The organism is Paraburkholderia guartelaensis (genome assembly GCF_004353905.1).
In the GTDB taxonomy this organism is placed as follows: Bacteria; Pseudomonadota; Gammaproteobacteria; order Burkholderiales; family Burkholderiaceae; genus Paraburkholderia; species Paraburkholderia guartelaensis.
The window spans coordinates 192,493-213,167 of the sequence record NZ_SMOD01000006.1 but is presented as its reverse complement, the minus strand read 5'-3'; the positions used below and the strand labels follow the sequence as shown (position 1 = coordinate 213,167).

Below are 20,675 nucleotides of genomic sequence, written 5' to 3'. Positions count from 1 at the left end.
GAAACCACACGCCAAATCAGAATTTTTTTCCTGCCGCCACAACCCTGCCGCTTCCCGCCACGCGCATGCGCAAGCCACTTGCGGCGTTTTATATTGAGTCGAGCCAACACGTGCGGCGCGCATGTATTTTGCGCAACGTATGCAATCCAATGCACCGCACCGGGAGAAACGCCGATGCGAAACAAACATGCTGTCATATGGCTCTGGGTGTGTCTCGTGCCTCTCGCTTTCGACTATAAGGCACCGGACTCCCAGTTTGGCCATAGCGCGCAATGGCTGGCCGTCATTCCTGCCCTTGCCGGCGCGCTTGTTCTTGCGATGATCGGCCCGCGTTTCGCGCGGCCGATCCAGTTGCGCTCGTTCATAACGGGCGCGCTGGTGGCGAGCCTCGTCGGCAGCCTCATTGCGCAAGTGCTGCAACACAATCCGATTGGCCAGTACCTGCGTGTAATGTTGCCGTTCCTGTTGTTCGCGCTCGGCTATGCGGCCATGTGCCGGCCGTGGCACATCATTCGCATCGTGCAGATGCAGCGTGCGCTCTATTACGCGAACGTGCTGGGCCTCGTGTTTACGTTCTTCTTCGGCATACTGGCAGTCGGCGGGCCGCTCGCCGATATACGTTTTCGCATCGTCTCGCCGACCATGCTCGCGCTGCAGGCCATGCTGCTGCACCAGTTCATCGTTGCGCGGCGCTTCAACATGACGATGGTACTCGTGTTCCTCGCCACGCTCGTCGTCGAATTGTTGAGCGTCACGCGTAGTTTGCTGATCGCGACGATCCTGCTCGCCATGTTCGCGGCGTGGCTCGCCTCGCCGTCGTTGAGCCACCTGATCAAGTCGTTCTTCCGCACGGGTATCGCGCTGTCGTTCGTCGTGGCGCTCGGTGTCGGAACGGCGTGGCTCTTCCCGTCCATCACGGAACACTGGACGCAGCGCGTAACAGCCGCGCAGAACGCGGATTCCGACCGCGATCCGACCACGGTCACGCGTATTGCGGAGATGCGCGACCAGTACGACCAGGTCACCGAATCGGTCGAATCGGTACTGTTCGGCAAGGGTTACGGCCACCTCTACCGCTACTCGCCCATTTACTACCAGTACGTGAACCAGACCTTCAGCAAGGACGATTACTTCAACACCAGCGACTGGGTGGCGGGCCACAATTTCTGGGTGTACCAGCTCTATGCCGAAGGTATCGTGTTCGGGGGCTGCATGCCGATTGCGGTGATCGTCGCGCTCATCGTCGGCGGCCGCGCATTCAGACGATGGCACCGCATCGCGCCGCGTCACCCGATGCTCATGCCGCTCAGCATGGCGCTGCTCGTGCTCGCCGCGCTGCCGGGCGCGTCGATCGGCGGCAATCCGCTCGGTACGCGCTTCTCGGGCCTCGTGTACGGCCTCGCGCTCGGGCTCATCGTCGCACTGTATTCGCAGCTTCATTACCGCATCGACCTGCAACGCAAGCGCCAGCGCCTGCACCCTGCCTACGGGCGCGAGCCTGCCTTCCGACCCACGGCGCCCGCGGCGGCGCCGGTGCCGCTTAACACGTATGCGACTCCGGAGCCCCGATGAAAATCCTGCACCTCGTTTCCACGGTCGACCCCCGCTCGGGCGGCCCGATTGAGGGCGTTCGCCAGAGCGGTCTCGCGATGACGGCGCTCAATCACCAGATTGAAGTGGCGTCGCTCGACCCGATCGACGCGCCTTATGTGCGCGAATTTCCTCTCCCGCTGCACGCGCTGGGCCCCGGCCGCGGGCACTACGGATACTGCGCGGGCTACGTGCCGTGGCTGCGCGCGAACGCGAGGCGCTTCGACGCGGCGATCGTGCACGGGCTCTGGCAATACCATGGCTTCGGCGCGTGGCGCGCGTTGCGCCACGCCCAGGTGCCGTACTACGTGTACACGCACGGCATGCTCGATCCGTGGTTCAAGGCCACCTATCCGGTCAAGCATCTGAAGAAATGGGCTTACTGGCCATGGGCCGATTTCCGCGTGCTGCGCGACGCCTCCGCCGTGATCTTCACGACCGACGAAGAACGCCTGCTCGCGCGCGAATCGTTCTGGCTCTACCGCGCGAACGAGCGCGTCGTGCCGTTCGGCACCAATGCGCCGCACGAAGACCCGGACACGCTGCGCGAAGCCTTCCTGCAAGAGTCGCCGCATTTGCGCAACAAGCGCATCGTGCTGTTTCTCGGGCGTCTGCATCCGAAAAAGGGTTGCGACGTGCTGGTTCACGCGTTCGCCGAACATGCGCGCGAAACGCCGGATGCGCATCTGGTGATGGCGGGCCCCGACCAGGGCAACTGGCAACCCGCGCTGCAAGCGATGGCGCAGTCGCACGGCATTACGCACCGCATCAGCTGGCCGGGCATGCTGCAAGGCAACCTGAAGTGGGGCGCGTTTTTTGCTAGCGACGTCTTCGTGCTGCCGTCACACCAGGAGAACTTCGGCGTTTCCGTGGCGGAGGCGCTGGCGTGCGGGCTGCCCGCACTGGTCTCGGACAAGGTGGGCGTCTGGCGCGAGATCGACGAGGACGGCGCAGGATTCGTTGCGCCCGATACGGTCGCCGGCACGCAGCGGAACTTCGCGTCGTGGCGGGCACTCGACGAGCGCGCGCGCGACGCGATGCGCTCTCAGGCGCGGCGCACGTTCGACGCGCGCTTCGCGATGGACGGCATGGTGCGATCGCTGCTGGGCTTGCTGCAGGAACATCCGGCGCACGCTGGCGCGCGATTTCGCCGCGGGCGTCCGATGAGCGCCATGGCGCAGGGCGAACCCGCGGAGCAGACTGAATAAATTGAAAAAGGCGGCATCAAATTCAGATAGCGGAAATGGTAGGGATTGGCAGGGGTGACGAAGCAACGCAGCTGAAGCGTCATAACGAGTCGAACGATGAGCCCGCGTTGCACTTTCGTGGCGATGTGCGAATCCTGTTAGTAAGGGGGCAACACTATGTTAAACAGCATACCTGATTGTTCTGGCGGCGAGACCGTCGACGTAACCGCGCAGCAGAGCGCGCGTAGTTTGCGCGGATTATCGTTGGGCCGCGCACGGGCGGCCCTGGCGGCGATGGCAACCATGGTGACGACCGCGGCCCTGCTTGCAGGCTGTGGGCTATCGCCTGGGATGCAGGCGCCTTCGAGCGTCACGCAGGCGAAGGCAGCGACCGGCGCCGCGCGCACGAGCGGCAGCGGCGATCAACCACCACCGGGTGCACTTATTGAGATCAACAACGATCTGGTCGCGAAGGAAGCGGCATCGAGACCGACGACCGTCCCGGCAAACGTCGAGACGCTGTTCGGCACGCCCAAGCCCTACACGCTCGGGCCCGGCGACGTGCTCAGCATCGTCGTGTGGGATCACCCTGAGATGAACCTGCCGACAAACGGTAGCGGTGGCAGCAACGGCGCGCAGGATCAGAGCGCGAGCCAGGTGCAGTCGGGCTATACCGTCGACTCGTCGGGCGCGATCCAGGTGGCCTACGTGGGTCCGATCCACGTGGCAGGGCTCACCGAGATGGAAGCGCGCGACCTGGTGTCGAAAAAGCTCGCCTACTACCTGAACAAGCCCCAGGTGACGCTGCGCATCGAGTCGTACCGCAGCCGGCGCGTGTATGTGGACGGAGAAGTGCGCACGCCGGGCCTCATGGTGCTCAACGACATGACGATGTCGCTGCCCGAGGCGATCAACCGCGCGGGCGGCTTCACGGCGGCGGGCGACCGCTCGCGGGTTAGTGTCACGCGCGGCGACAAGACGATCATGGTGAACATTCCGGACATGATCAAGAAAGGCGTGAATCCGGACAAAATCCTGCTGCAGAACGGCGACCTCGTGCGCGTGTATTCGGCGAACGAAAGCCGCGTGTTCGTGCTGGGCGAAGTCGGACACCCGGGGCCCTTGCCGTTCGATAACGGCCACCTCTCGCTGAACGACGCGCTAGGCAACGCAGGCGGTGTCAGCCAGGGTTCGGGCGACGCCTCGCAAGTGTACGTGGTGCGCGGGCAGAAGGAAGGGCAGCGTAAGGTCTTCCATCTCGACGCGTCGTCGCCGGAAGCCATGGCGACGGCCGACGAGTTCGAGTTGCAGCCGAACGATGTCGTGTTCGTCGATGCGTCGGCGCTCGTGAAGTGGAGCCGCGTCATCAACCTGATCCTGCCGAGTACGCAGGCAGCCGCAGCGGGCCGGGCGGTGGGTTACGGCGGGTACTAGCCGGTGGAGTGATGAGTATGAGCAGGCCTTCGGGCCTGCTCATATGTTGAATGAGTCTGCTTGAAACGAGCCAGCCTCGCGCCGCCCTTATGCCTTGGGCGGCTTGCTTTCCTCGAAGCGCCAGCGGATAAAGCGGCACGGATTGCCGCCATACACACCGCCGGCTTCCAGCGAGCGATGCACGACCGAGAGCGGCGTGACGACCGCCGAGCGTCCGATCGTCACGCCCATCTGCACCACGCATTTCGACGAGACCCACGCACCGTCCTCGATCACGATCGGCGCGACGTGCAGGTCCATGTTCGTGCGCATGTCGTGTGAGCCGGCGCTCAGAAACGCGCCCTGCGAAAGGCAGACGTTCGAGCCGATGCGGATGGGCGCCTGGTTGTAAATCCACACGTCCACGCCAATCCAGCAGTTGTCGCCCATTTCCAGATTCCACGGCGCCTTCACGCGCATGGGGTGTACGAGACGGCAGCCCTGGCCGACCTTCGCGCCGAACAGGCGCAGCAGGCCCACGCGCAGCGCGGAAAGCGGCAGCAGACGATTGTCGAGCACGCAGGTCTCGACCAGATACCACGCGGCCTGCACGAACTTGCCCCGGCGCGCGACGAAGTTGCCCTTGCCCGCACGGCTCAAATCGATCACGCGGGTTTCCGCGGCTCGTGCGTCATTGGCGGCTTGCGGCGGCACGACACCCGCAGGCGGCGCTTCGCCCGTCCCATCCCTGCGCCCAGCCGCGCTGGCGCTCCCTTTGAGTGTCCCTAGACCTTCGACCGCTTCCGTCATGAACGCTCCTTGCCCATCCGGGTCGGTTCCCTATTGGCTTCCTGCTAGTTACAGGCTGGCGCGCGGCCCCCATAACGGGACGCATCGAGCCACGATTTCATTATCGGGCGGCCACCGCATCGCCTCGCGCGCGTGGCCGACACGGCAGGGGTTTTGGCGCAGCGGCGCGACGCGTCGTGGGCAACATGAAGGCTTGAGGCCGCATGGTTCGCGGCGCGCGGGATCAATGCCATGTCCAGTTTTTCTCGTCATCGATTTACGCCTTATGTGCTCGCCGCCGCGCTGCAGGCCGCGTGCGCCGCATGGCCGTGCGCGGTGATTGCGCAGAACGCCCCGTACGGCGCCGGCTCCGGCGGCTCCCCCGCTGCCGCGAGTGACCAGAGTAGCCAGGGCGACACCCACTCCAGCGCCGTGCAGCGCCAGCAACAAGACGAACAGCGCCTGCTCGGCGGTCCGGGCAGTTCGGACAACCCGTACAGCGTGACCCCGTACAGCAGCAACGGCGCTTCGCCAGACGACGCGCGAGACGCGCTCACGAACGAAAAGCACATGCACGTCGTGACGCCTGGGGATTACGCCGCGAGCGCGGCGAGCGCCAACGGTGGCAGGGGCGACAGGAGCGGCGCTTCGGGCGGAGGCGGGAGCGCCGCGAATCACAGCAGGATCGCCGCAAACGGCATGTCGCGCGCCGGCAATGCGGTGGCGAGGAGCACCGGCGGGAGCGGCGGCGGTAGCGGTGCGGGACGCAATCGCTCGACAGCCGGCTATGACTACGGCGCCAGCCAAACCTCTCCGACCGCCCAGGTCTACGGCAATCCGTATGCGAGCCCGTACGGGTCGCCGGACCAGTCCAACTCGGAACTCTACAAGTCGCCCTGGTAAGTTCTTTCTGCTAGCGCTGCGAAACAGCCCAAGGCAGCAATCGCGGCCTTGGGCGCTGGCGATCAAACATCGGACTGCTCGACCTCCGGCAACGTCGAACCGCCTTTGCCCGCTTGAGGCGCAGGTTGATTCGCACCTTGCTGCGCCGAAGCAGCACCACTTGCCGCGGTCTGCGGCTCGACCCGCGTCTGACCCGCCGGCTCGGCAATCCCACCCGCTAGCGCGGCAAGCTTCGCTTCGAGCACATCGAAGATCGCTTGCGGTGACAGCATGCGCTTCGCGTAGCGCCGTGCGGCGTGGCCAAGCTCGGCGCGGCGCGCGGGGTCGCCGGCCATATCGACGATCGCCGCAGCGAGCGCTGCGCTATCCTCGGGCGGCACCACGATCCCGTGGTCCGAGACCACATCGAAGAGACTCGTACCCGGCCGCGCCATGGCGACCACCGCACGGCCGCTCGCGAGCATGCCGGTGAGTTTCGAGGGCATCACGAGGTCAGCGGCGTCGGCGCGCTGCGGCAGCACGTGGATATCGGCCACGTTCAGCAGTTCGTTGAGCATCGAGGACGGCTGCAGCGGCAACACGTGACAGTTCGAGAGTGGCTCGCAACGCGCCATCAGCTCGCGCTTGGCCGCGCCGTCGCCGCAGAAGACGAAGCTGATATCGGGCCGCGCGGTGAGCGCCGTTGCGACGTCCGCGAGGATCTCGATACCCTGCTTCGCCCCCATGTTTCCCGAGTAGAGCACGACGGTGTTGTCCTGCGGGATGCCGAGGCGACGCCGGAACGCGCTCGGATACGGCAGCGGGAAGATCGCCTCGGTGTCGACCCAGTTCGGCAGGCACACGGCGCGCGAGGCGCTCACGCCCTTGTCGATGGCGCGCTCGACCATGCGCGCGGAAATCGACGAGACGACGTCGAAGCGCCGCAGCAGCCAGCGTTCGCCGGCGAGAGCCATGCGCCCGAGACGCGAACCCTGGCCGCCGCGCAGCAGCCCTAGATCGAATGCCGCGTCGACTTCGAAGTCCTGAATATGCAGCCAGCTGCTCGCGCCGATGGTGCGCGCGAGCATGAGTGCTCCAGGCGCGCAGAAGAGTGTCGGCACGATCAGCATGACGGCCTGGGGCCGCCACGCCGCGAGCCGTGCAAGAAGCGGCAGCGACGAGAGCGCGAAGCTCGCCAGATGCACGATGCGTTTCAAGCCGCCCTGCTGTGCGGGCACCCACAGCGGCGCACGCCAGATGCTCACGCCGCGCAGCGTTTCGCGTTGGTAACGCCCCGCGCGATAGCCTTCATGCACGCGCCATTGCGGGTAGTAAGGCGGCGCGCAGATCACGCGCACGTCATGGCCGTGGGCCGCGAGCAGCTCCGCCATTTCGGCTGTGTATTTGCCGACGCCTGTGACTTCGGGCGCGTAATTCAGTCCGTAGATCAGGATTCTCATTGCGTCGCTTCCGTCCCTGAACTGCTTTTGAGCGGCTTGTCTACCGCTTTTAATCGTCTCGCGCGCCGAGCGAAAAAAAGCGGGCGTCGTGCATCCGGTCCGCGCACGACGCCCACCACCAACCAGACGCCTATTCCCTTCGTCCTTTTGAGCCGATCGTTTGAAAGCCATCGGTCCCGTCAGGCCACGTCAAACCCGCATGCCCGCCTCGTACGCCGGCGCGGCCTGAGTTTGAAGAAAGTCGTCGTAAGTGCGGGCAAGCCCCTCCTGGAGGCCGATGTGCGCGTGCCAGCCCAGATCGCCCAGGCGCGACACGTCGAGCAGCTTGCGCGGCGTGCCATCGGGCTTGGTCGAGTCGAATACCAGTTCGCCTTCGAAGCCCACGACGTCGCACACGCGCTGCGCGAGGTCGCGGATCGACAGGTCTTCGCCAACGCCGACGTTGTACACGCCGTCGCCGGTCTCGTGCTCCAGCACGAAGATCGTCGCATCGGCGAGATCGTCGACGTGCAGGAACTCGCGGCGCGGCCTGCCCGAACCCCAGACGGTCAGCGTGCGCTGGCCGTTCCTGCGCGCCTCGTGCGCCTTGCGGATCAGCGCGGGCAGCACATGGCTGCTGCCGAGGTCGTAATTATCGTTGGGGCCGTACAGGTTGGTCGGCATCAGCGAGACGAAATGCGTGCCGTACTGGCGGTTGTACGCTTCGCAGAGCTTCAGGCCCGCGATCTTCGCGATCGCGTAGGCCTCGTTGGTCGGCTCGAGCGGCGAGGTGAGCAGATAGGTCTCGCGGATCGGCTGCGGACATTCGCGCGGATAAATGCACGACGAGCCGAAGAACACGAGGCGCTGCACGCCCGCGTTGTACGACGCCCGGATCACGTTGGTCTCGATCGCCAGGTTGTCCCAGGCGAACTGTGCGGGCTGCGTCGAATTCGCGAGGATGCCGCCCACGCGCGCGGCCGCGAGCAGCACCGCGTCGATGTGTTCGCCTTCGAAGAAGCTGTTCACCGCGGCCTGGTCGGTTAGGTCCAGTTCGGCATGTGTGCGCGTGACGAGGTTCGAGTAGCCATTCGCCTGCAACGCGCGCACGAGCGCCGAGCCCACCATGCCCCGGTGGCCAGCCACGAAGATTCGGGAGTTCTTGTCCATGCGTTCACTCGTGATGTTCGAGGGCCCTGAAGCCGGCCAGCTTGACGAGCGCGTCGCGCCGCGCAGCCTGATAGTCGGCTCGCACCATTTCCTTGACGAGCGCCTGGAACGTGGTGACCGGCTTCCAGCCCAGCTTTTCCTGGGCCTTCGAGGCATCGCCGAGCAGCGTTTCGACCTCGGTCGGGCGGAAGTAGCGCGGATCCACGCGCACGATCACGTCGCCCGGTTCGAGGCGCATGTCGCGCGATTCCACATGGTCGACAATGCCGACTTCGTCCACGCCGGTGCCCTCAAAACGCACGGTGATTCCCAGTTCCTCAGCGGCCGCACGCACGAAGTCGCGTACGCTGTACTGCACCCCCGTTGCGATCACGAAGTCTTCGGGCTGCTCCTGCTGGAGCATGCGCCACTGCATGTCGACATAATCGCGCGCGTGCCCCCAGTCGCGCATGGCGGAGAGGTTGCCGAGATAGAGCATCTTCTGCAGGCCGACCGCGATGCGCGCGATGGCGCGCGTGATCTTGCGCGTGACGAACGTCTCGCCGCGCTGCGGCGACTCGTGGTTGAAGAGGATGCCGTTGCACGCGAAGATGCCATGCGCCTCGCGGTAATTGACCGTGGTCCAGTACGCGAACAGCTTCGCCACCGCATACGGACTGCGCGGATAGAACGGCGTAGTTTCACGCTGGGGCACTTCCTGCACGAGCCCGTACAGTTCGGAGGTCGATGCCTGATAGAAGCGCGTTTTCAGCGTGAGGCCGAGAATGCGGATCGCCTCCAGAATGCGCAGCGTGCCGAGGCCATCCGCGTTCGCGGTGTATTCGGGTTCCTCGAACGACACCGCCACATGGCTTTGCGCGGCGAGGTTGTAGATTTCATCGGGTGCAACGCGCTGGATCACGCGCAGCAAGGCCGTGGAATCGGTCAGCTCGCCGTGATGCAGCTGGATGCCGGGTTCCGGGTCGTGCACGTCGCGATACAGGTGATCGATGCGGTCCGTGTTGAAGAGCGACGAGCGCCGCTTGATGCCGTGCACTTCGTAGCCTTTGTTCAATAGCAGTTCTGCCAGATACGAACCGTCCTGACCGGTGATACCGGTGATCAACGCAACCTTGCGAGCCATCGCCATCGTTCTCTCCTCGCGTGAGCGAAATGGGATTCGGTGGTTCCACTATCCGCGGCGGCCCCCCGGCCAACCGCGAATCTGCTGTCAACCTGCTGTTACCCTGCTGCTACCCTGAAACGCTTTCGTAACCGTAGTACCCGCCGCGATACCCGCCACCGATGAACGCGCCCGTCTTCGGCACGTCGGTGAGCAGCACGCCACGCAGATTCACGCCGCCAATGCGCAGGCGCTTGACCGTTTCCTCGAGCTCCGAGATCGGGTGGCGGCCATGGCGGATCGCGAGAAGCGTCGTACCGGCGTAGCGCCCGATCACCGTCGAGTCGGTCACCGCGAGCACCGGCGGCGTATCGACGATCACGAGGTCATACCTCGCCCCCAGTTCTTCGAGCAGCGCCTCGAAGCGCGGGCTCATCAGCAGCTCGGACGGATGCGAATGCAGCGAGCCCTTGGCCAGTACGTCGAGTCCAGGCAGCACCTCGTGCTGGATCGCCTGTTCCAGATCGGCGCCGAGCAGCACGTCGGAGAGACCCGGCTGGTGCTTGATGCCGAAGTGCGAGTGCACATCGCCGCGCCGCATGTCGCCGTCGACGATCAGCACGCGCTTGTTCACCGAGGCGACCAGCGCGGAGAGATTGACCGACAGGAACGATTTGCCGATATCGGGGCGCGAGCCCGTGAGCATCACGATGTTGTTGCGCGCGTCGTTGAGCGTGAGCTGCAGCGAGGTGCGCAGGCTGCGCACACCTTCCACGGCGACGTCCTGCGGATTCTGCTGTGCGAGCACGTGCAGCCCGCGCCGGCGCAACGTAACGTGATGCTGCAGGCGCAATTGCTGCGGGCTGCGCGGGACCACTGCGAAGACCGGTACGCCGAGCGCGGCTTCGAGTTCGTCCGGACGCTCCACGCCGCCGTACAGCGACTTGCGTACGAACGCGACGAGCACGCCCAGCACGAGCCCCGCACCGATCGCGAGCGCGATCACGAGCAGCTTCTTCGGACGCACGGGATCATCCGGCGCTTCGGCGAAGTCGACCACGCGCACGTCGCCCACCTGTCCCGCGCGCGCCACACGCAGTTGCTGCGCGCTGTTCAGGAGGCTCGTGTAAAGCTCCGTGCTCACATGCACGTCGCGCAAGAGGCGCACGGCGGACTGTTCCGTATCCGGCAGTTGCGCCACGTTACGCGTGAGCTGCGACTGCGCGGCTTGCAGCGTGCCGATCTGCGCGTCGAGCGCCTGAACGGCCGGGTGATGCTCAGTGAAACGCTGTGCGAGTTCCGCGCGTTGCTGGCGCAGATCTTCGAGGCGGATCTTGTTGTCGCTCACCTGCTGGAGCAGCAGCCGGCTTTCTTCGCCGAGATCGACCGTGCCGTGCTCGTTACGGAACTTGTTGTACTTCTGCTCGGCCGCGTCGACCTGCGCGCGCAGTTGCGGCAGCTGGTCGTCGAGGAATGCGAGCATGTGTTCCGCTTCCGCCGAACGGCTTGCGATGTCCTGCTTGATGAACTCGTGCGCCACATTGTTGAGGATCGCGGCCGTCATCTTGCTGTTATGGCCTTCGAGACTCGCGCGGATCACGCCGGACTGCAGCCCGACCTCCTGGATCTGCAGCGAATTCTCGAGCCGGTCGACGGTCGTGAGCGTCGAGGCGCGCGTGAGCAGGAACGGCGTTCCGGGCGGCCCGCTCAAGCTATCCACGTGCAGTGCGATCGGCCCGACCGATGTGTTGGCGCTCACGTCCTCGCCCACGCGGCCCTGCAGGAGCGGAATGCCGTCGGGGTCGCGCAGCGTGAAGGTGCCGGGCTCTTCACCGGCGACGATCGTGAAGTCGCGCTCATACATCGCTTCGGGCGTATCGAAGCGCGACACCTTGATGTCGCCGCCGCCCCATGCATAGCCGGACGGCCGCATGAACCCGGGCAGGTGCTGCGCCCAGGGCGCGCTCATGATGCCCGAGAGCATGCCGCCAATCACGGGCATTTCGCGCGGCCGCGCCGAAATATCGAGGTGCAGCTTGCGCACCGTTTCCTCGGTCACGTTGCGCGACTTCAGCATTTCGATCACGCCATTCGCGGTCGACTTCTCGTCGAACATGCCCGTGAGCGGCGGCAGGCTGCTGTCCTTCTTGCTGGCGTCGCCCTTGTCGACGAGGTGGAACAGCACGTCGGCCCGATAGGTCGGCGTGGCGAGAAACGCATAGGCCGCGCCCAGCAGCGTGACGGCAAGCGTCACGATCGCGATGGCGCGCCAGTTCGCCACCATCGTTTGCAGGTAGTCGCCTAGGTATCGCTCGTCGGCGCCTGCTGCGCCATAGTAAGCGCCGTCATAATTCATCGCCATCTTGCTTCTCCCGAAACCTGGTGTTGCTTGCTGGTGATGCTTGCTCGAATGCGCCTCAGCGCTCAATACGCGTTACGGCCGACCAGTCCGTGAATGATCGTGGCCGCGATGATGCGCATGTCGAGCCAGAACGACCAATGGCCGAGGTAATACAAATCGTGCGCTACGCGCATTTCCATCTTCTCGAGGCGATCGGTCTCGCCGCGAAATCCGTTGACCTGCGCCCAGCCGGTAATGCCGGGCTTGATGCGATAGCGGTGGATGTACCCCTTCACCACGCTCTGATAGAGATCGTCGTGCTCGAGCGCATGCGGACGCGGTCCGACCACCGACATGTCGCCGCGCAGCACGTTGTAGAACTGCGGCAATTCATCGAGGCTCGTGCGGCGCAGGAACGCGCCGAGACGCGTCACGCGCGGATCATGGCGCGTCGCCTGACTCACCGTCCCGGGCGCCTCCTTGTGCTCGCGCATCGTACGGAACTTGTAGATCGTGAACACGCGGCCATCGGCACCCTTGCGTCGCTGCCTGAACAGCACCGGCCCCGGTGAGGAAAACTTCACCGCAATCGCAATGCCGATGAGAAGCGGCATGAGGCTCACGAGCGCAAGCGCTGCGAACACGCGATCGAACAGCGCCTTCTTGAGCTGTGCGCTCGCGGGCAGCGGCGAGGCGACGAGATTGATCGCGGGCACGCCGAGCAGCTCGATCACCGTACTGGTGTCGAACAGAGCCAGTGAGCGCACGTCTGGAATGAAGCGGATGTTCACAAGATCGTTGCGAAACTCGCTGACGAGCCGAACCACCGTGCGCTCCTCCGCAAGCGAAAGGGCGAGCCACAACTCGTGCACGTCATGCTCGCGGATGTGCTGCGCGAAAGCCTCGATCGTGTCGCACACCGGCGCGTCCTTCTCGCACGCGGGCCGCGCCGCTTGCGGCATGGTGTTATAGAGCGCGCTCGCACGAAAGCCGGAGCCCGGCTCCGCATCAATGCGCCGCACGATCTCGTCGCACTGCGAGGCGGAACCCGCAATGGCGACCTGATGGAGATTCATGCCCGCGCGGCGCATATGCGACAGCACGCCGTGGGCGAGGACACGCCATGTGATGAGCAAGCCGCCGGCAACGGCGGTCCAGTACGCGAACCACAGGCGCGAGACAACATCAACGTGATGCATCGTCGAGTACATCGAGATCAGTGCGCAACCTTGCACCACGAGCCAGGCAAGCGACACCTGGCCCGCGAGCAACGCTTTGGAGCGGCCGCGCCACGACTGGTAAAGCTCGAACGCCGGAAAGATCACGAGCGCGAAGGCTGCCGAGAGCAGCACGAAGGCTTCGTTCACGCCACGCGGCACGATATCTTCGAAGCGAATCTCCGAAGCCACGCTTGCGCCGATCATTACGGCAGATACGTCGAGCACTCTCGCCATCAGATTTTGTAGCTCGCGCATGCTTTCTCCCTTTTTTTCTCCCTGCAGTCCGTGCCGCTGCGTTCAACTGCAGCGGCCATACGTATCGTCGAGACGGACGATGTCGTCCTCTCCCAGATACGCTCCCGACTGAACCTCGATGATTTCAAGCGGCACCTTGCCCGGGTTTTCCAGCCGGTGACGCACACCGAGCGGAATGTAAGTGGATTCGTTTTCCGTCATAAGAAAGGATTCCTCACCACGAGTGACGAGCGCGGTACCGCGCACAACCGTCCAGTGTTCGGCGCGATGGTGATGCAGTTGCAGCGAAAGCCGCGCGCCCGGCGTGACGACGATGCGCTTGACCTGGAAGCGCTCGCCAGAATCGATCGAATCGTAGAAGCCCCACGGACGTTGCACCTTGCGATGCGAAGCCGCCTCGGGCGCGCGTTCCGCCTTGATGCGCGCAACGAGCCCCTTCACGTCCTGCACTTTCGAGCGATCGGCGACGAGCACCGCATCCGCCGTTTCGACCACCACGAGATTCGAAGTACCCACGCAAGCCACGAGCCTGCCGTCGGAATGCGCGTAAGTCGCCACAGCGCCTTCGAACACCACGCGCCCGCGTCCGACGTTACCGTCTTCGTCCTTTTCCATCGCGGCCCACACGGCGTCCCACGAGCCGAGATCGGACCAGCCCGCGTCGAGCGCGACCACCACGCCCTCCGGCGTCCAGCCGTTGCTGCCCGATAGCCGCTCCATGACCGCGTAATCGATCGAGTCGGACGGAGCGCCCTTGAAGGCTTCCGCGGCCGGCCGGAACACGGGGCCATCCTGCTGGCCATCGACGAACGCGGCAAGGCACGCTGCGTGCATGTCGGGCTGCAGCGCGCGCAGCGAATCGAGCCAGACGCTCGCACGCATCACGAAGATGCCGCTGTTCCACCAATAGCCGCCCTGCGCGATGTACTGCGTGGCAAGTTCGGGCGCAGGCTTTTCAACGAAGCCGTCAATACGGTGCGCGCCATCGGCAATCTCTTCGCCGACGCGGATGTAACCAAACCCTGTTTCGGGCGATCGCGGCGGCACGCCGAGCGTGACGATCGCGCCGCGCTGCGCATGGCGCGCTGCGCATTCGAGCGCGCGCTGCAGGGCGTCCTGGTCGGCGATCGCATGGTCGGATGGCATCACGATGAGAATCGCGTCGTCGCCGTTCGCGCACGCGAGCGCCGCGCCGAGTGTAAGCGCCGGCGCCGTGTCGCGCCGCGCAGGCTCCACCACGAGCCGAGCGTCCATGCCGCACGCACGCAACTGATCGACGATCACGAAGCGGTGTTCTTCACCACATACGACGATTGGCGAACTCGCGACCTGCCACTCTGACGAAAAGCCGTCAAGGCGATGTACGGTTGCCTGCAGCAGTGTATCGCTGCCCACCACACCAATTAGCTGCTTAGGGAATTGCTCGCGCGACATCGGCCACAAACGCGTACCGGAACCTCCTGCCAGCACCACAGGCACGATGCGCGTGCAAGGCGTTGTGTCCTGGCGCGCTGTACCTGGCTCGCTTTCTGCACGGGACTGACTTTGTCCTTCATGAATCGATGACCTTTCATTCATCTTCGGACTCCTTCATATCGGGCAGGATCACCTCGGCTCGCGAATAGCGACCCCGTTTGTAACGAAGTGCGACCGTTGTTACCGCGGCGTTACGAGACAGCTACGCCGGCCTCGCGGCGGCTTTGCTCGCGGTATTCGGTGGGCGAAATCATCATGCGCTTGCGAAAGATCTTGGCGAGGCGATCGCCATTGCCCATGCCGGTGCGGCGCGCGATCTTGTCGACCGGCAACTCCGAATCGGTGAGCAGGCTGCAGGTAATCGCAAGGCGCGCATGCAGTAAGTAATCAGATGGCGTGATGCCCATCTCCAGCTTGAAGCGGCGCAGAAAGTTACGCTCGCTCATCGCGGCGACCTGTGCCGCGTCCGCTATCGAAATAGCCCGCTGACAGTTTTCCTGCAGCCAGCGCGCCGCTGCACGCACTTTGTCAGCCGGTGCGCTGCCAAGCGCATCGCCGAGAAACGGCAACAGGTTGCCGCCCGAATCGGGCATGAGCCGCTCTGTCACAGCGCGCGCAACATCCACGCCCAGGTCGCGCTTGACGAGCGTGAGCGCGCTCTTCATCGACTCGAGCCGGTCGCCGGCGTCGCCGCCTGCTTCTTCGCGTCCCGTTTGCATCGCATACGAACTGAACTCGTGCTGCGTGCGCTGGCCGCACAGACTCGCTGCCTCGAGCAATGAACGGCCTTCACCAATCGGACGAATGGTGCCGGTATTCGCATGCACGCGACGCAGCCATGCGACGAGACGTTCGTCGTTGGCGGCCGCGAAGGCGCCCTTTCCACCCGCCACGAACAGCGCGTCGAAACCGACGTAGTGGCGTGCATCGAGTCCATCTGTCCAGACCCGTACCGACGACGAGCACGTTACGTTGCCACCATCGGCCGAAAGGATACTTACATCGTAAGGTGAACTGCGAGCGGTGTCTGTCGAGAGTTCATTCGCTACATGAAACACTTCAGCCACGATACCGGCGCCGAGGAGCGAACAACCGTCGAACAGCAGAATTGCGATATGACGCACCTCTCGACTGATGCCCGCGGTCACTAGGTGCGGGCGACTGAACGACGGCAAATCCAGACTTGCGTACGCCATGCTTTTCCCCTAAACAATCCCCCGTACCAAGCGAAAAGTCCCGGTAATAGCATTTCGATAGCATTCCATGTGCAGTGCATCATATGCAGAGAAAAATTCCCGCAACGACGACTGACCGAAACTGGCGAGACATTGGCGCATTTAGTCCGGTCGAGGACCGATTAGAAGGTTTGGCGCCAAGCTAAATGACAAAAAAGCAAACTACGTGAAAGGCGATTGGTTCGATTACATCGAATCGGCAATAGTGCCGGATAACCGTTGCAGGCAGGTATTTTCGCCTTTGTTACTACAAAATCATTCGACGCCTTCCGATCGATGCGTACGCATGGGATGGAAGCGAAACGGGCAATTAAAGACTGCTAGTCGATTCGTCTGATTAAATGATGTTTAAGAAGCCTTGTGCTCAGAATTCGAGCATGCGAAGCGCATTTTAAACCTGTTAAATCCTGTTTGCGCCGCACAATAAAAAAATTCACAAAAACCCGCTTTATATGATTGGACTCCGCGAGCACTGCACAACTCTCTTGGGCGGCTTCGAGGGAAAATTGCGCGAAAAGCCTGGAGGCTGGCGTCAGATGACTTGCTCGAGCAACTAGTCTTACCCTTTCATGCTGTGAGGAACTTGCCAATGACAATGCGCCCAGCCCTTGCATCCGCACTTGTGAACCCTCCTCCCGCGCGCAGTTCGCGCGCTATTTCATCGGTGCTGGCCGCAACGCTCGCGCTCGTCGTTTTCGGCGTGCTGCTCCCGGCAATGAGTTGCCGCGCCGCCGACGCGCCCGTTTGCAGGAGCGTCGCCGGCCGTGCGGCGACAGACGCAGGCGACGATCCCATCACCGCCGATACGCCCGGCAGCGACGGAACACGCCTCTTTGCGCGCGGCAAGAGCGTGCGCATCGACGTGACCACGCGCGCGACGCACGACGACAAGGTGCAATGGCAGATCACGGATACGTGGAGTCGCCCGCAGGCAAGCGGCAACTTTGCGGTGGCAGCGGGTCCGCGCGTCACGTCGCTCACCTGCACGATGCCGCAGGCGGGCTACTTCGCGTTTTCGGCGTCGCTCGCTTCGCAACCCTCTACGGGTTTGCCCCAGCGCGGCACCCGGCCGGCCGGCATCACCACGTTCGGCGTGCTGCCCGACGTAAGCGCAGCACTTCCCGCACCCACCTTCGCGCGCCAGGACCTGCACCGCTTCGGCGGGCAAGGCTCAGCATATATCGCGCCCGGACAGCACTGTTGCGGCGGCGACGGCTTGCGTCCGCTCTACACGGACCTCGGTCTTGCGTGGGCCAACGACAAGCGGGGCTGGTACGCCATGGAGCCGAAAGGTCCGAATACGTTCGACGCTGCCACCTCCGAGCTCGATCTCCAGTTCAAGCCCGGCGACATCATGCGCTTGATCACGGTCGACGGCTTCCCCGGGTGGGCCAGTCCGGGCGGCCAGGAAACCCATAGCTACGTGCCTTCGTCACTGGCCCAGTTGCGCGATTACATGTCGCGCGTAGGCAAGGAGTCCGCACGCATCCGTGCGCGCGTCTTCCCGCACCAGGCGCACAACTACTATCAGGTCACATGGGAGCCCGACAAGGACGGCGGGCTGCCATGGAAAGACACGGACGCGCATTTCGTCGATCTCTACAAGACCGTCTACGAGGGCATACACTCCACTGACCCGTCGGCGATCGTGATGGGCCCGACCTATGCAGGCGTACAGGGCAACACAGAGTGGCTCAAGAAGTTCGCACCGCTTGGCATTGCTAAATATCTCGATGGCGTGACGATCCACGGTTACTACGATTTCGGCACGAGCCCTTCGCATCCGCCGGAGCGGCTGTACGGCGCGCCCGAAAAAGGCACGCTTTCGCTGCCCGAAGCCATGCGCGAACTACGCACGACGATGCGCGACGTACTCAAGCCGGGCGCCCCGCTCTTCGTGACCGAAACGGGTATCAGTTACGACATCGGCACGAATTACGCAGCCAACTATCCCGATGCACAAACGCTCTACGCGCAGGGCGCGGTCGTCGCGCGCTCGCATCTCATCCTGCTCGGCGAAGGCGCGGACACCACGTTCATCTTCTATGGCGCAGACATGCCGGAGACGACGCCAGGCTATGGCGTGTTCTTCGAACTCGAGCATCCGAAGGGCATGTACGGCGCGTCGAACATCAGCCCGAAGCCGGCCGCGCTCGCGGTAGCGACCATGACGCGGTTGATCGACGGTACGTATACACTCGGGCCGCTACGCGGCACGCCCGCGGGCGTCTACGCCTACGCGTTCGCACGTCCGGGCGGAGGCAAGGTGATTACGGCGTTGTGGAGCCACGACAACGCACGCTGGAGCGCGAAGACCGGCTTCGATGCCACGCGCGCAACGAACTACACGCTTCAGGTGGACGCGCGCGGGCGCGCGGGCCAGGTGAGCGTGTTCGACATGATGGGCAACCCGACCAGCATGACTTACAACGACGGCATGCTCCCGCTGCGCCTGACCGAATCGCCTGTATACGTGGTATCGGACAACGTCGAGGTCGCCAGATCGAACGCCGTGACGCCCGCGGGCTACGTCGCGCCGAAGCCTTGAGCGCGAGGGTCACGGTTCGCATCTTGGCCCACGATAGCGAGACTTAGGCGGCTCTGGACAGTGCAACGCGTTTTTGACCCGCCTAGACTGCTGATGAACGTGCCGCGTGCTTCACACGCGCCGTGTGCGCAGCGACTGCGCTTCGGACCATCTAATCGAAACGACCGACACCCCGCGGATACGCTCGTCCATGCTGTCGCCTACAGAATTCCTGGAGGTGGTGCGGCTCGCACCGCTCATCGCGATGGACCTGATCGTCGCCGACGCCGACGGCCGCGTGCTTGTGGGCCAGCGACGCAACCGCCCCGCACGCGGCACCTGGTTCGTTCCCGGCGGACGCATCCGCAAAGACGAACGGCTAGACGCCGCGTTCACCCGCATCGTCGAAACGGAACTCGGCATTGCGAGCATGCAGCGCTCCGCGGCGCGCTTTGTCGGCGTGTACGAACATCACTATCCCGACAACTTCGCGGCAGAGAACGGCATCGGCACACACTATGTAGTGCTTGCCTATGCGTTCATGCTGGACAGCACGGTGCCCGTCGGGCGCTTTGACCAGCATAGCCAGTACGCGTGGCTCTGGCCCGAAGAGCTACTCACGCGCGACGACGTGCACAACAATACGAAACAATATTTCTGCTGAAAACGCCGAGCTGACAGGCATGCGCGCGCCTCATGCATTGTCCGCACGGCTTTCATTAAGCTCACGCTAGACGCCTGTATGGGCCCGCGGCGCCGGATGCATCGCTGCGCCAGGGCCGCGCCGCCTTGCCCAGCATACCGAGCCATTCTGCCAACTTCTCGGCATTTTCAGACTGCGGCGTGCGCCAGCAGCCCACCGGCCTATCATGAATCCCGAGAGCGTGATGTGACCGCATGTAACAGCCCGACACAGCCGGATCAGGGCGCGCGGCGCAAAAAACGCAACGTACTCCTGCGAATCCTTTCTGCGCGAGGAACCGGCCATGTACATCGATAGGGTGGTCTGCCGGCAAGCTGCTTTCCAGCCGCGCGGCGCTCACTTGAAGTTCGGACACGTGGCCAAACGCATAGGCATCCTGGTTTTCGAGGGCTTCCCGCTCGGGGACGTGACCTTGCTCGCCGATGTGTTTCGTCTCGCCAACGACGCCTGCGCCGATACGCTTCCTGCTTATTCGATCGTTATGCTTTCCGAGCCTGGCGGCAACGTGGCCAGCGGCTGCGGCCTGCGCATATGGTCCGAGAGCCTGCATGGCCCGCTGCGCAGCGGCTTCGACACACTATTCATCGCCGGCGGCCCCGGTGCGATGGAGGCACGCGATAATGCGCGACTCATCACCCGGCTGCAGACGCTCGCACCGAAAGTGCGCATCATCCGTGCACTGGGCGAAGGACGCGCCGTACTCGCCGCTGCCGATGTGCCCTTCCTGCGCACGGGCGGCAATACGGCCAGCTCCGCGCAACGGCTGCGCCGGGCGCTGGAAGCGCGCAATGCCGGTGCTTCGGTCGTGACGCCTTCCGAGGCGCTCGTCGCCGCGCTCAAGGTGGTCAAGCGCAATCACGGCGTCGCGCTCGCACAGCGCGTGTCCGAGGACTCGATGCCGGGCTCGTGGGAACGGCTCGGCCCCATGCTCGACGATGGCGAAGCGGACAGCGCAAATGGCAAGATCAACTCGGCCGCGCACTGGCTGCGCGAGAACTACCATCAGCCGATCTCGGTGGCCGATGCGGCGCGCGTTGCGCAGATGAGCATGCGAAATTTCCTGCGCCACTTCAAGACGCAAACGGGCCTCACGCCGTCCGAATATCTGCTGCGTACCCGGCTCGACGCTAGCTGCCTGCTGCTCGCGCAAACGAATCTTCCCATCGACGAGATCGCACAACGCTGCGGCGTGCCGCGCGGCGAACGCCTCGCGCGGATCTTCCGGCGCAGGCTCTCGATTTCGCCATCGGGGTATCGCGCCGTGAACCGGCGGGCTTCGGGCGAGTGATGCCGGTCGCAATTCGATACATGTTTTACGGCTGCATACGCAAAACGCCGCGCTCTCG

Annotated in this window: 15 protein-coding genes; 7 read left to right on the top strand and 8 right to left on the bottom strand. The window is 64.1% G+C overall.

Annotated elements, in window-relative coordinates; translation table 11 throughout:
- Positions 1 to 174 precede the first annotated feature (174 nt).
- The 3 genes from E1N52_RS10330 to E1N52_RS10320 all read left to right on the top strand — a co-directional run bounded on the left by E1N52_RS10330 (position 175) and on the right by E1N52_RS10320 (position 4,211).
- Complete coding sequence (locus E1N52_RS10330) at positions 175 to 1,572, top strand: hypothetical protein (protein ID WP_133182474.1); 1,398 nt, start codon at positions 175 to 177, stop codon at positions 1,570 to 1,572.
- The gene (locus E1N52_RS10325; protein WP_205965599.1) at positions 1,569 to 2,798 is read left to right on the top strand and encodes a glycosyltransferase; all 1,230 of its coding nucleotides are present in this window, start codon (positions 1,569 to 1,571) and stop codon (positions 2,796 to 2,798) included. Before E1N52_RS10330 ends, E1N52_RS10325 begins: the two co-directional genes overlap by 4 nt.
- A gap of 282 nt (positions 2,799 to 3,080) precedes the next feature.
- On the top strand, positions 3,081 to 4,211 hold the full coding sequence (locus E1N52_RS10320) for a polysaccharide biosynthesis/export family protein (RefSeq protein WP_246089015.1): 1,131 nt from the start codon (positions 3,081 to 3,083) through the stop codon (positions 4,209 to 4,211).
- Positions 4,212 to 4,298: 87 nt separating this feature from the next.
- Here E1N52_RS10320 and E1N52_RS10315 read toward each other — a convergent pair whose 3' ends face one another.
- Entirely contained in the window at positions 4,299 to 5,000 is a 702-nt protein-coding gene (locus E1N52_RS10315) for a DapH/DapD/GlmU-related protein (RefSeq protein WP_246089014.1), read from the bottom strand.
- A 231-nt stretch (positions 5,001 to 5,231) separates the two neighbouring features.
- Here E1N52_RS10315 and E1N52_RS10310 point away from each other — a divergent pair, with 231 nt between their 5' ends.
- The gene (locus E1N52_RS10310; RefSeq protein ID WP_133182471.1) at positions 5,232 to 5,882 is read left to right on the top strand and encodes a hypothetical protein; all 651 of its coding nucleotides are present in this window, start codon (positions 5,232 to 5,234) and stop codon (positions 5,880 to 5,882) included.
- A gap of 62 nt (positions 5,883 to 5,944) precedes the next feature.
- Here E1N52_RS10310 and E1N52_RS10305 read toward each other — a convergent pair whose 3' ends face one another.
- From E1N52_RS10305 to E1N52_RS10275, 7 genes are all read right to left on the bottom strand, one after another.
- Positions 5,945 to 7,321, bottom strand: a complete 1,377-nt coding sequence (locus E1N52_RS10305) for a glycosyltransferase WbuB (protein WP_133182469.1) — start codon at positions 7,319 to 7,321, stop codon at positions 5,945 to 5,947.
- Positions 7,322 to 7,510: 189 nt separating this feature from the next.
- On the bottom strand, positions 7,511 to 8,470 hold the full coding sequence (locus E1N52_RS10300) for a GDP-L-fucose synthase family protein (protein WP_133182467.1): 960 nt from the start codon (positions 8,468 to 8,470) through the stop codon (positions 7,511 to 7,513).
- Positions 8,471 to 8,474: 4 nt separating this feature from the next.
- Positions 8,475 to 9,593, bottom strand: coding sequence for a GDP-mannose 4,6-dehydratase (gmd, locus tag E1N52_RS10295; protein ID WP_133182621.1), 1,119 nt, complete (start codon positions 9,591 to 9,593; stop codon positions 8,475 to 8,477).
- Positions 9,594 to 9,702: 109 nt separating this feature from the next.
- Positions 9,703 to 11,934: a polysaccharide biosynthesis tyrosine autokinase gene (locus tag E1N52_RS10290; RefSeq protein WP_133182465.1), complete on the bottom strand. Its 2,232-nt coding sequence runs from the start codon at positions 11,932 to 11,934 to the stop codon at positions 9,703 to 9,705.
- Positions 11,935 to 11,996: 62 nt separating this feature from the next.
- Positions 11,997 to 13,388, bottom strand: a complete 1,392-nt coding sequence (locus tag E1N52_RS10285) for an undecaprenyl-phosphate glucose phosphotransferase (protein ID WP_133182463.1) — start codon at positions 13,386 to 13,388, stop codon at positions 11,997 to 11,999.
- Positions 13,389 to 13,430: 42 nt separating this feature from the next.
- Positions 13,431 to 14,966 carry a mannose-1-phosphate guanylyltransferase/mannose-6-phosphate isomerase gene (locus tag E1N52_RS10280; protein WP_133182461.1) on the bottom strand — a complete coding sequence of 512 codons (1,536 nt, stop codon included), beginning with the start codon at positions 14,964 to 14,966 and terminating at the stop codon, positions 13,431 to 13,433.
- Positions 14,967 to 15,055: 89 nt separating this feature from the next.
- Complete coding sequence (locus E1N52_RS10275; protein WP_133182459.1) at positions 15,056 to 16,060, bottom strand: GlxA family transcriptional regulator; 1,005 nt, start codon at positions 16,058 to 16,060, stop codon at positions 15,056 to 15,058.
- A 634-nt stretch (positions 16,061 to 16,694) separates the two neighbouring features.
- Here E1N52_RS10275 and E1N52_RS10270 point away from each other — a divergent pair.
- The 3 genes from E1N52_RS10270 (at position 16,695) to E1N52_RS10260 (ending at position 20,617) form a co-directional block, all read left to right on the top strand.
- A complete protein-coding gene (locus E1N52_RS10270) occupies positions 16,695 to 18,647 on the top strand; it encodes a hypothetical protein (RefSeq protein ID WP_425468038.1) in 1,953 nt (650 codons plus the stop codon).
- A gap of 190 nt (positions 18,648 to 18,837) precedes the next feature.
- Entirely contained in the window at positions 18,838 to 19,290 is a 453-nt protein-coding gene (locus tag E1N52_RS10265; protein ID WP_133182455.1) for a GDP-mannose mannosyl hydrolase, read from the top strand.
- A gap of 322 nt (positions 19,291 to 19,612) precedes the next feature.
- The gene (locus tag E1N52_RS10260) at positions 19,613 to 20,617 is read left to right on the top strand and encodes a GlxA family transcriptional regulator (RefSeq protein WP_133182453.1); all 1,005 of its coding nucleotides are present in this window, start codon (positions 19,613 to 19,615) and stop codon (positions 20,615 to 20,617) included.
- Positions 20,618 to 20,675: the final 58 nt, after the last annotated feature.

What these genes read in the sequence shown, in the direction of transcription:
- E1N52_RS10330 (WP_133182474.1), top strand. Translation starts at nt 175, where the DNA reads ATGCGAAACAAACATGCTGTCATATGGCTCTGGGTGTGTCTCGTGCCT.
- E1N52_RS10325 (WP_205965599.1), top strand. Translation starts at nt 1,569, where the DNA reads ATGAAAATCCTGCACCTCGTTTCCACGGTCGACCCCCGCTCGGGCGGC.
- E1N52_RS10320 (WP_246089015.1), top strand. Translation starts at nt 3,081, where the DNA reads ATGGTGACGACCGCGGCCCTGCTTGCAGGCTGTGGGCTATCGCCTGGG.
- E1N52_RS10315 (WP_246089014.1), bottom strand. Translation starts at nt 5,000, where the DNA reads ATGACGGAAGCGGTCGAAGGTCTAGGGACACTCAAAGGGAGCGCCAGC.
- E1N52_RS10310 (WP_133182471.1), top strand. Translation starts at nt 5,232, where the DNA reads ATGTCCAGTTTTTCTCGTCATCGATTTACGCCTTATGTGCTCGCCGCC.
- E1N52_RS10305 (WP_133182469.1), bottom strand. Translation starts at nt 7,321, where the DNA reads ATGAGAATCCTGATCTACGGACTGAATTACGCGCCCGAAGTCACAGGC.
- E1N52_RS10300 (WP_133182467.1), bottom strand. Translation starts at nt 8,470, where the DNA reads ATGGACAAGAACTCCCGAATCTTCGTGGCTGGCCACCGGGGCATGGTG.
- gmd (WP_133182621.1), bottom strand. Translation starts at nt 9,593, where the DNA reads ATGGCTCGCAAGGTTGCGTTGATCACCGGTATCACCGGTCAGGACGGT.
- E1N52_RS10290 (WP_133182465.1), bottom strand. Translation starts at nt 11,934, where the DNA reads ATGGCGATGAATTATGACGGCGCTTACTATGGCGCAGCAGGCGCCGAC.
- E1N52_RS10285 (WP_133182463.1), bottom strand. Translation starts at nt 13,388, where the DNA reads ATGCGCGAGCTACAAAATCTGATGGCGAGAGTGCTCGACGTATCTGCC.
- E1N52_RS10280 (WP_133182461.1), bottom strand. Translation starts at nt 14,966, where the DNA reads ATGAATGAAAGGTCATCGATTCATGAAGGACAAAGTCAGTCCCGTGCA.
- E1N52_RS10275 (WP_133182459.1), bottom strand. Translation starts at nt 16,060, where the DNA reads ATGGCGTACGCAAGTCTGGATTTGCCGTCGTTCAGTCGCCCGCACCTA.
- E1N52_RS10270 (WP_425468038.1), top strand. Translation starts at nt 16,695, where the DNA reads ATGCGCCCAGCCCTTGCATCCGCACTTGTGAACCCTCCTCCCGCGCGC.
- E1N52_RS10265 (WP_133182455.1), top strand. Translation starts at nt 18,838, where the DNA reads ATGCTGTCGCCTACAGAATTCCTGGAGGTGGTGCGGCTCGCACCGCTC.
- E1N52_RS10260 (WP_133182453.1), top strand. Translation starts at nt 19,613, where the DNA reads ATGTACATCGATAGGGTGGTCTGCCGGCAAGCTGCTTTCCAGCCGCGC.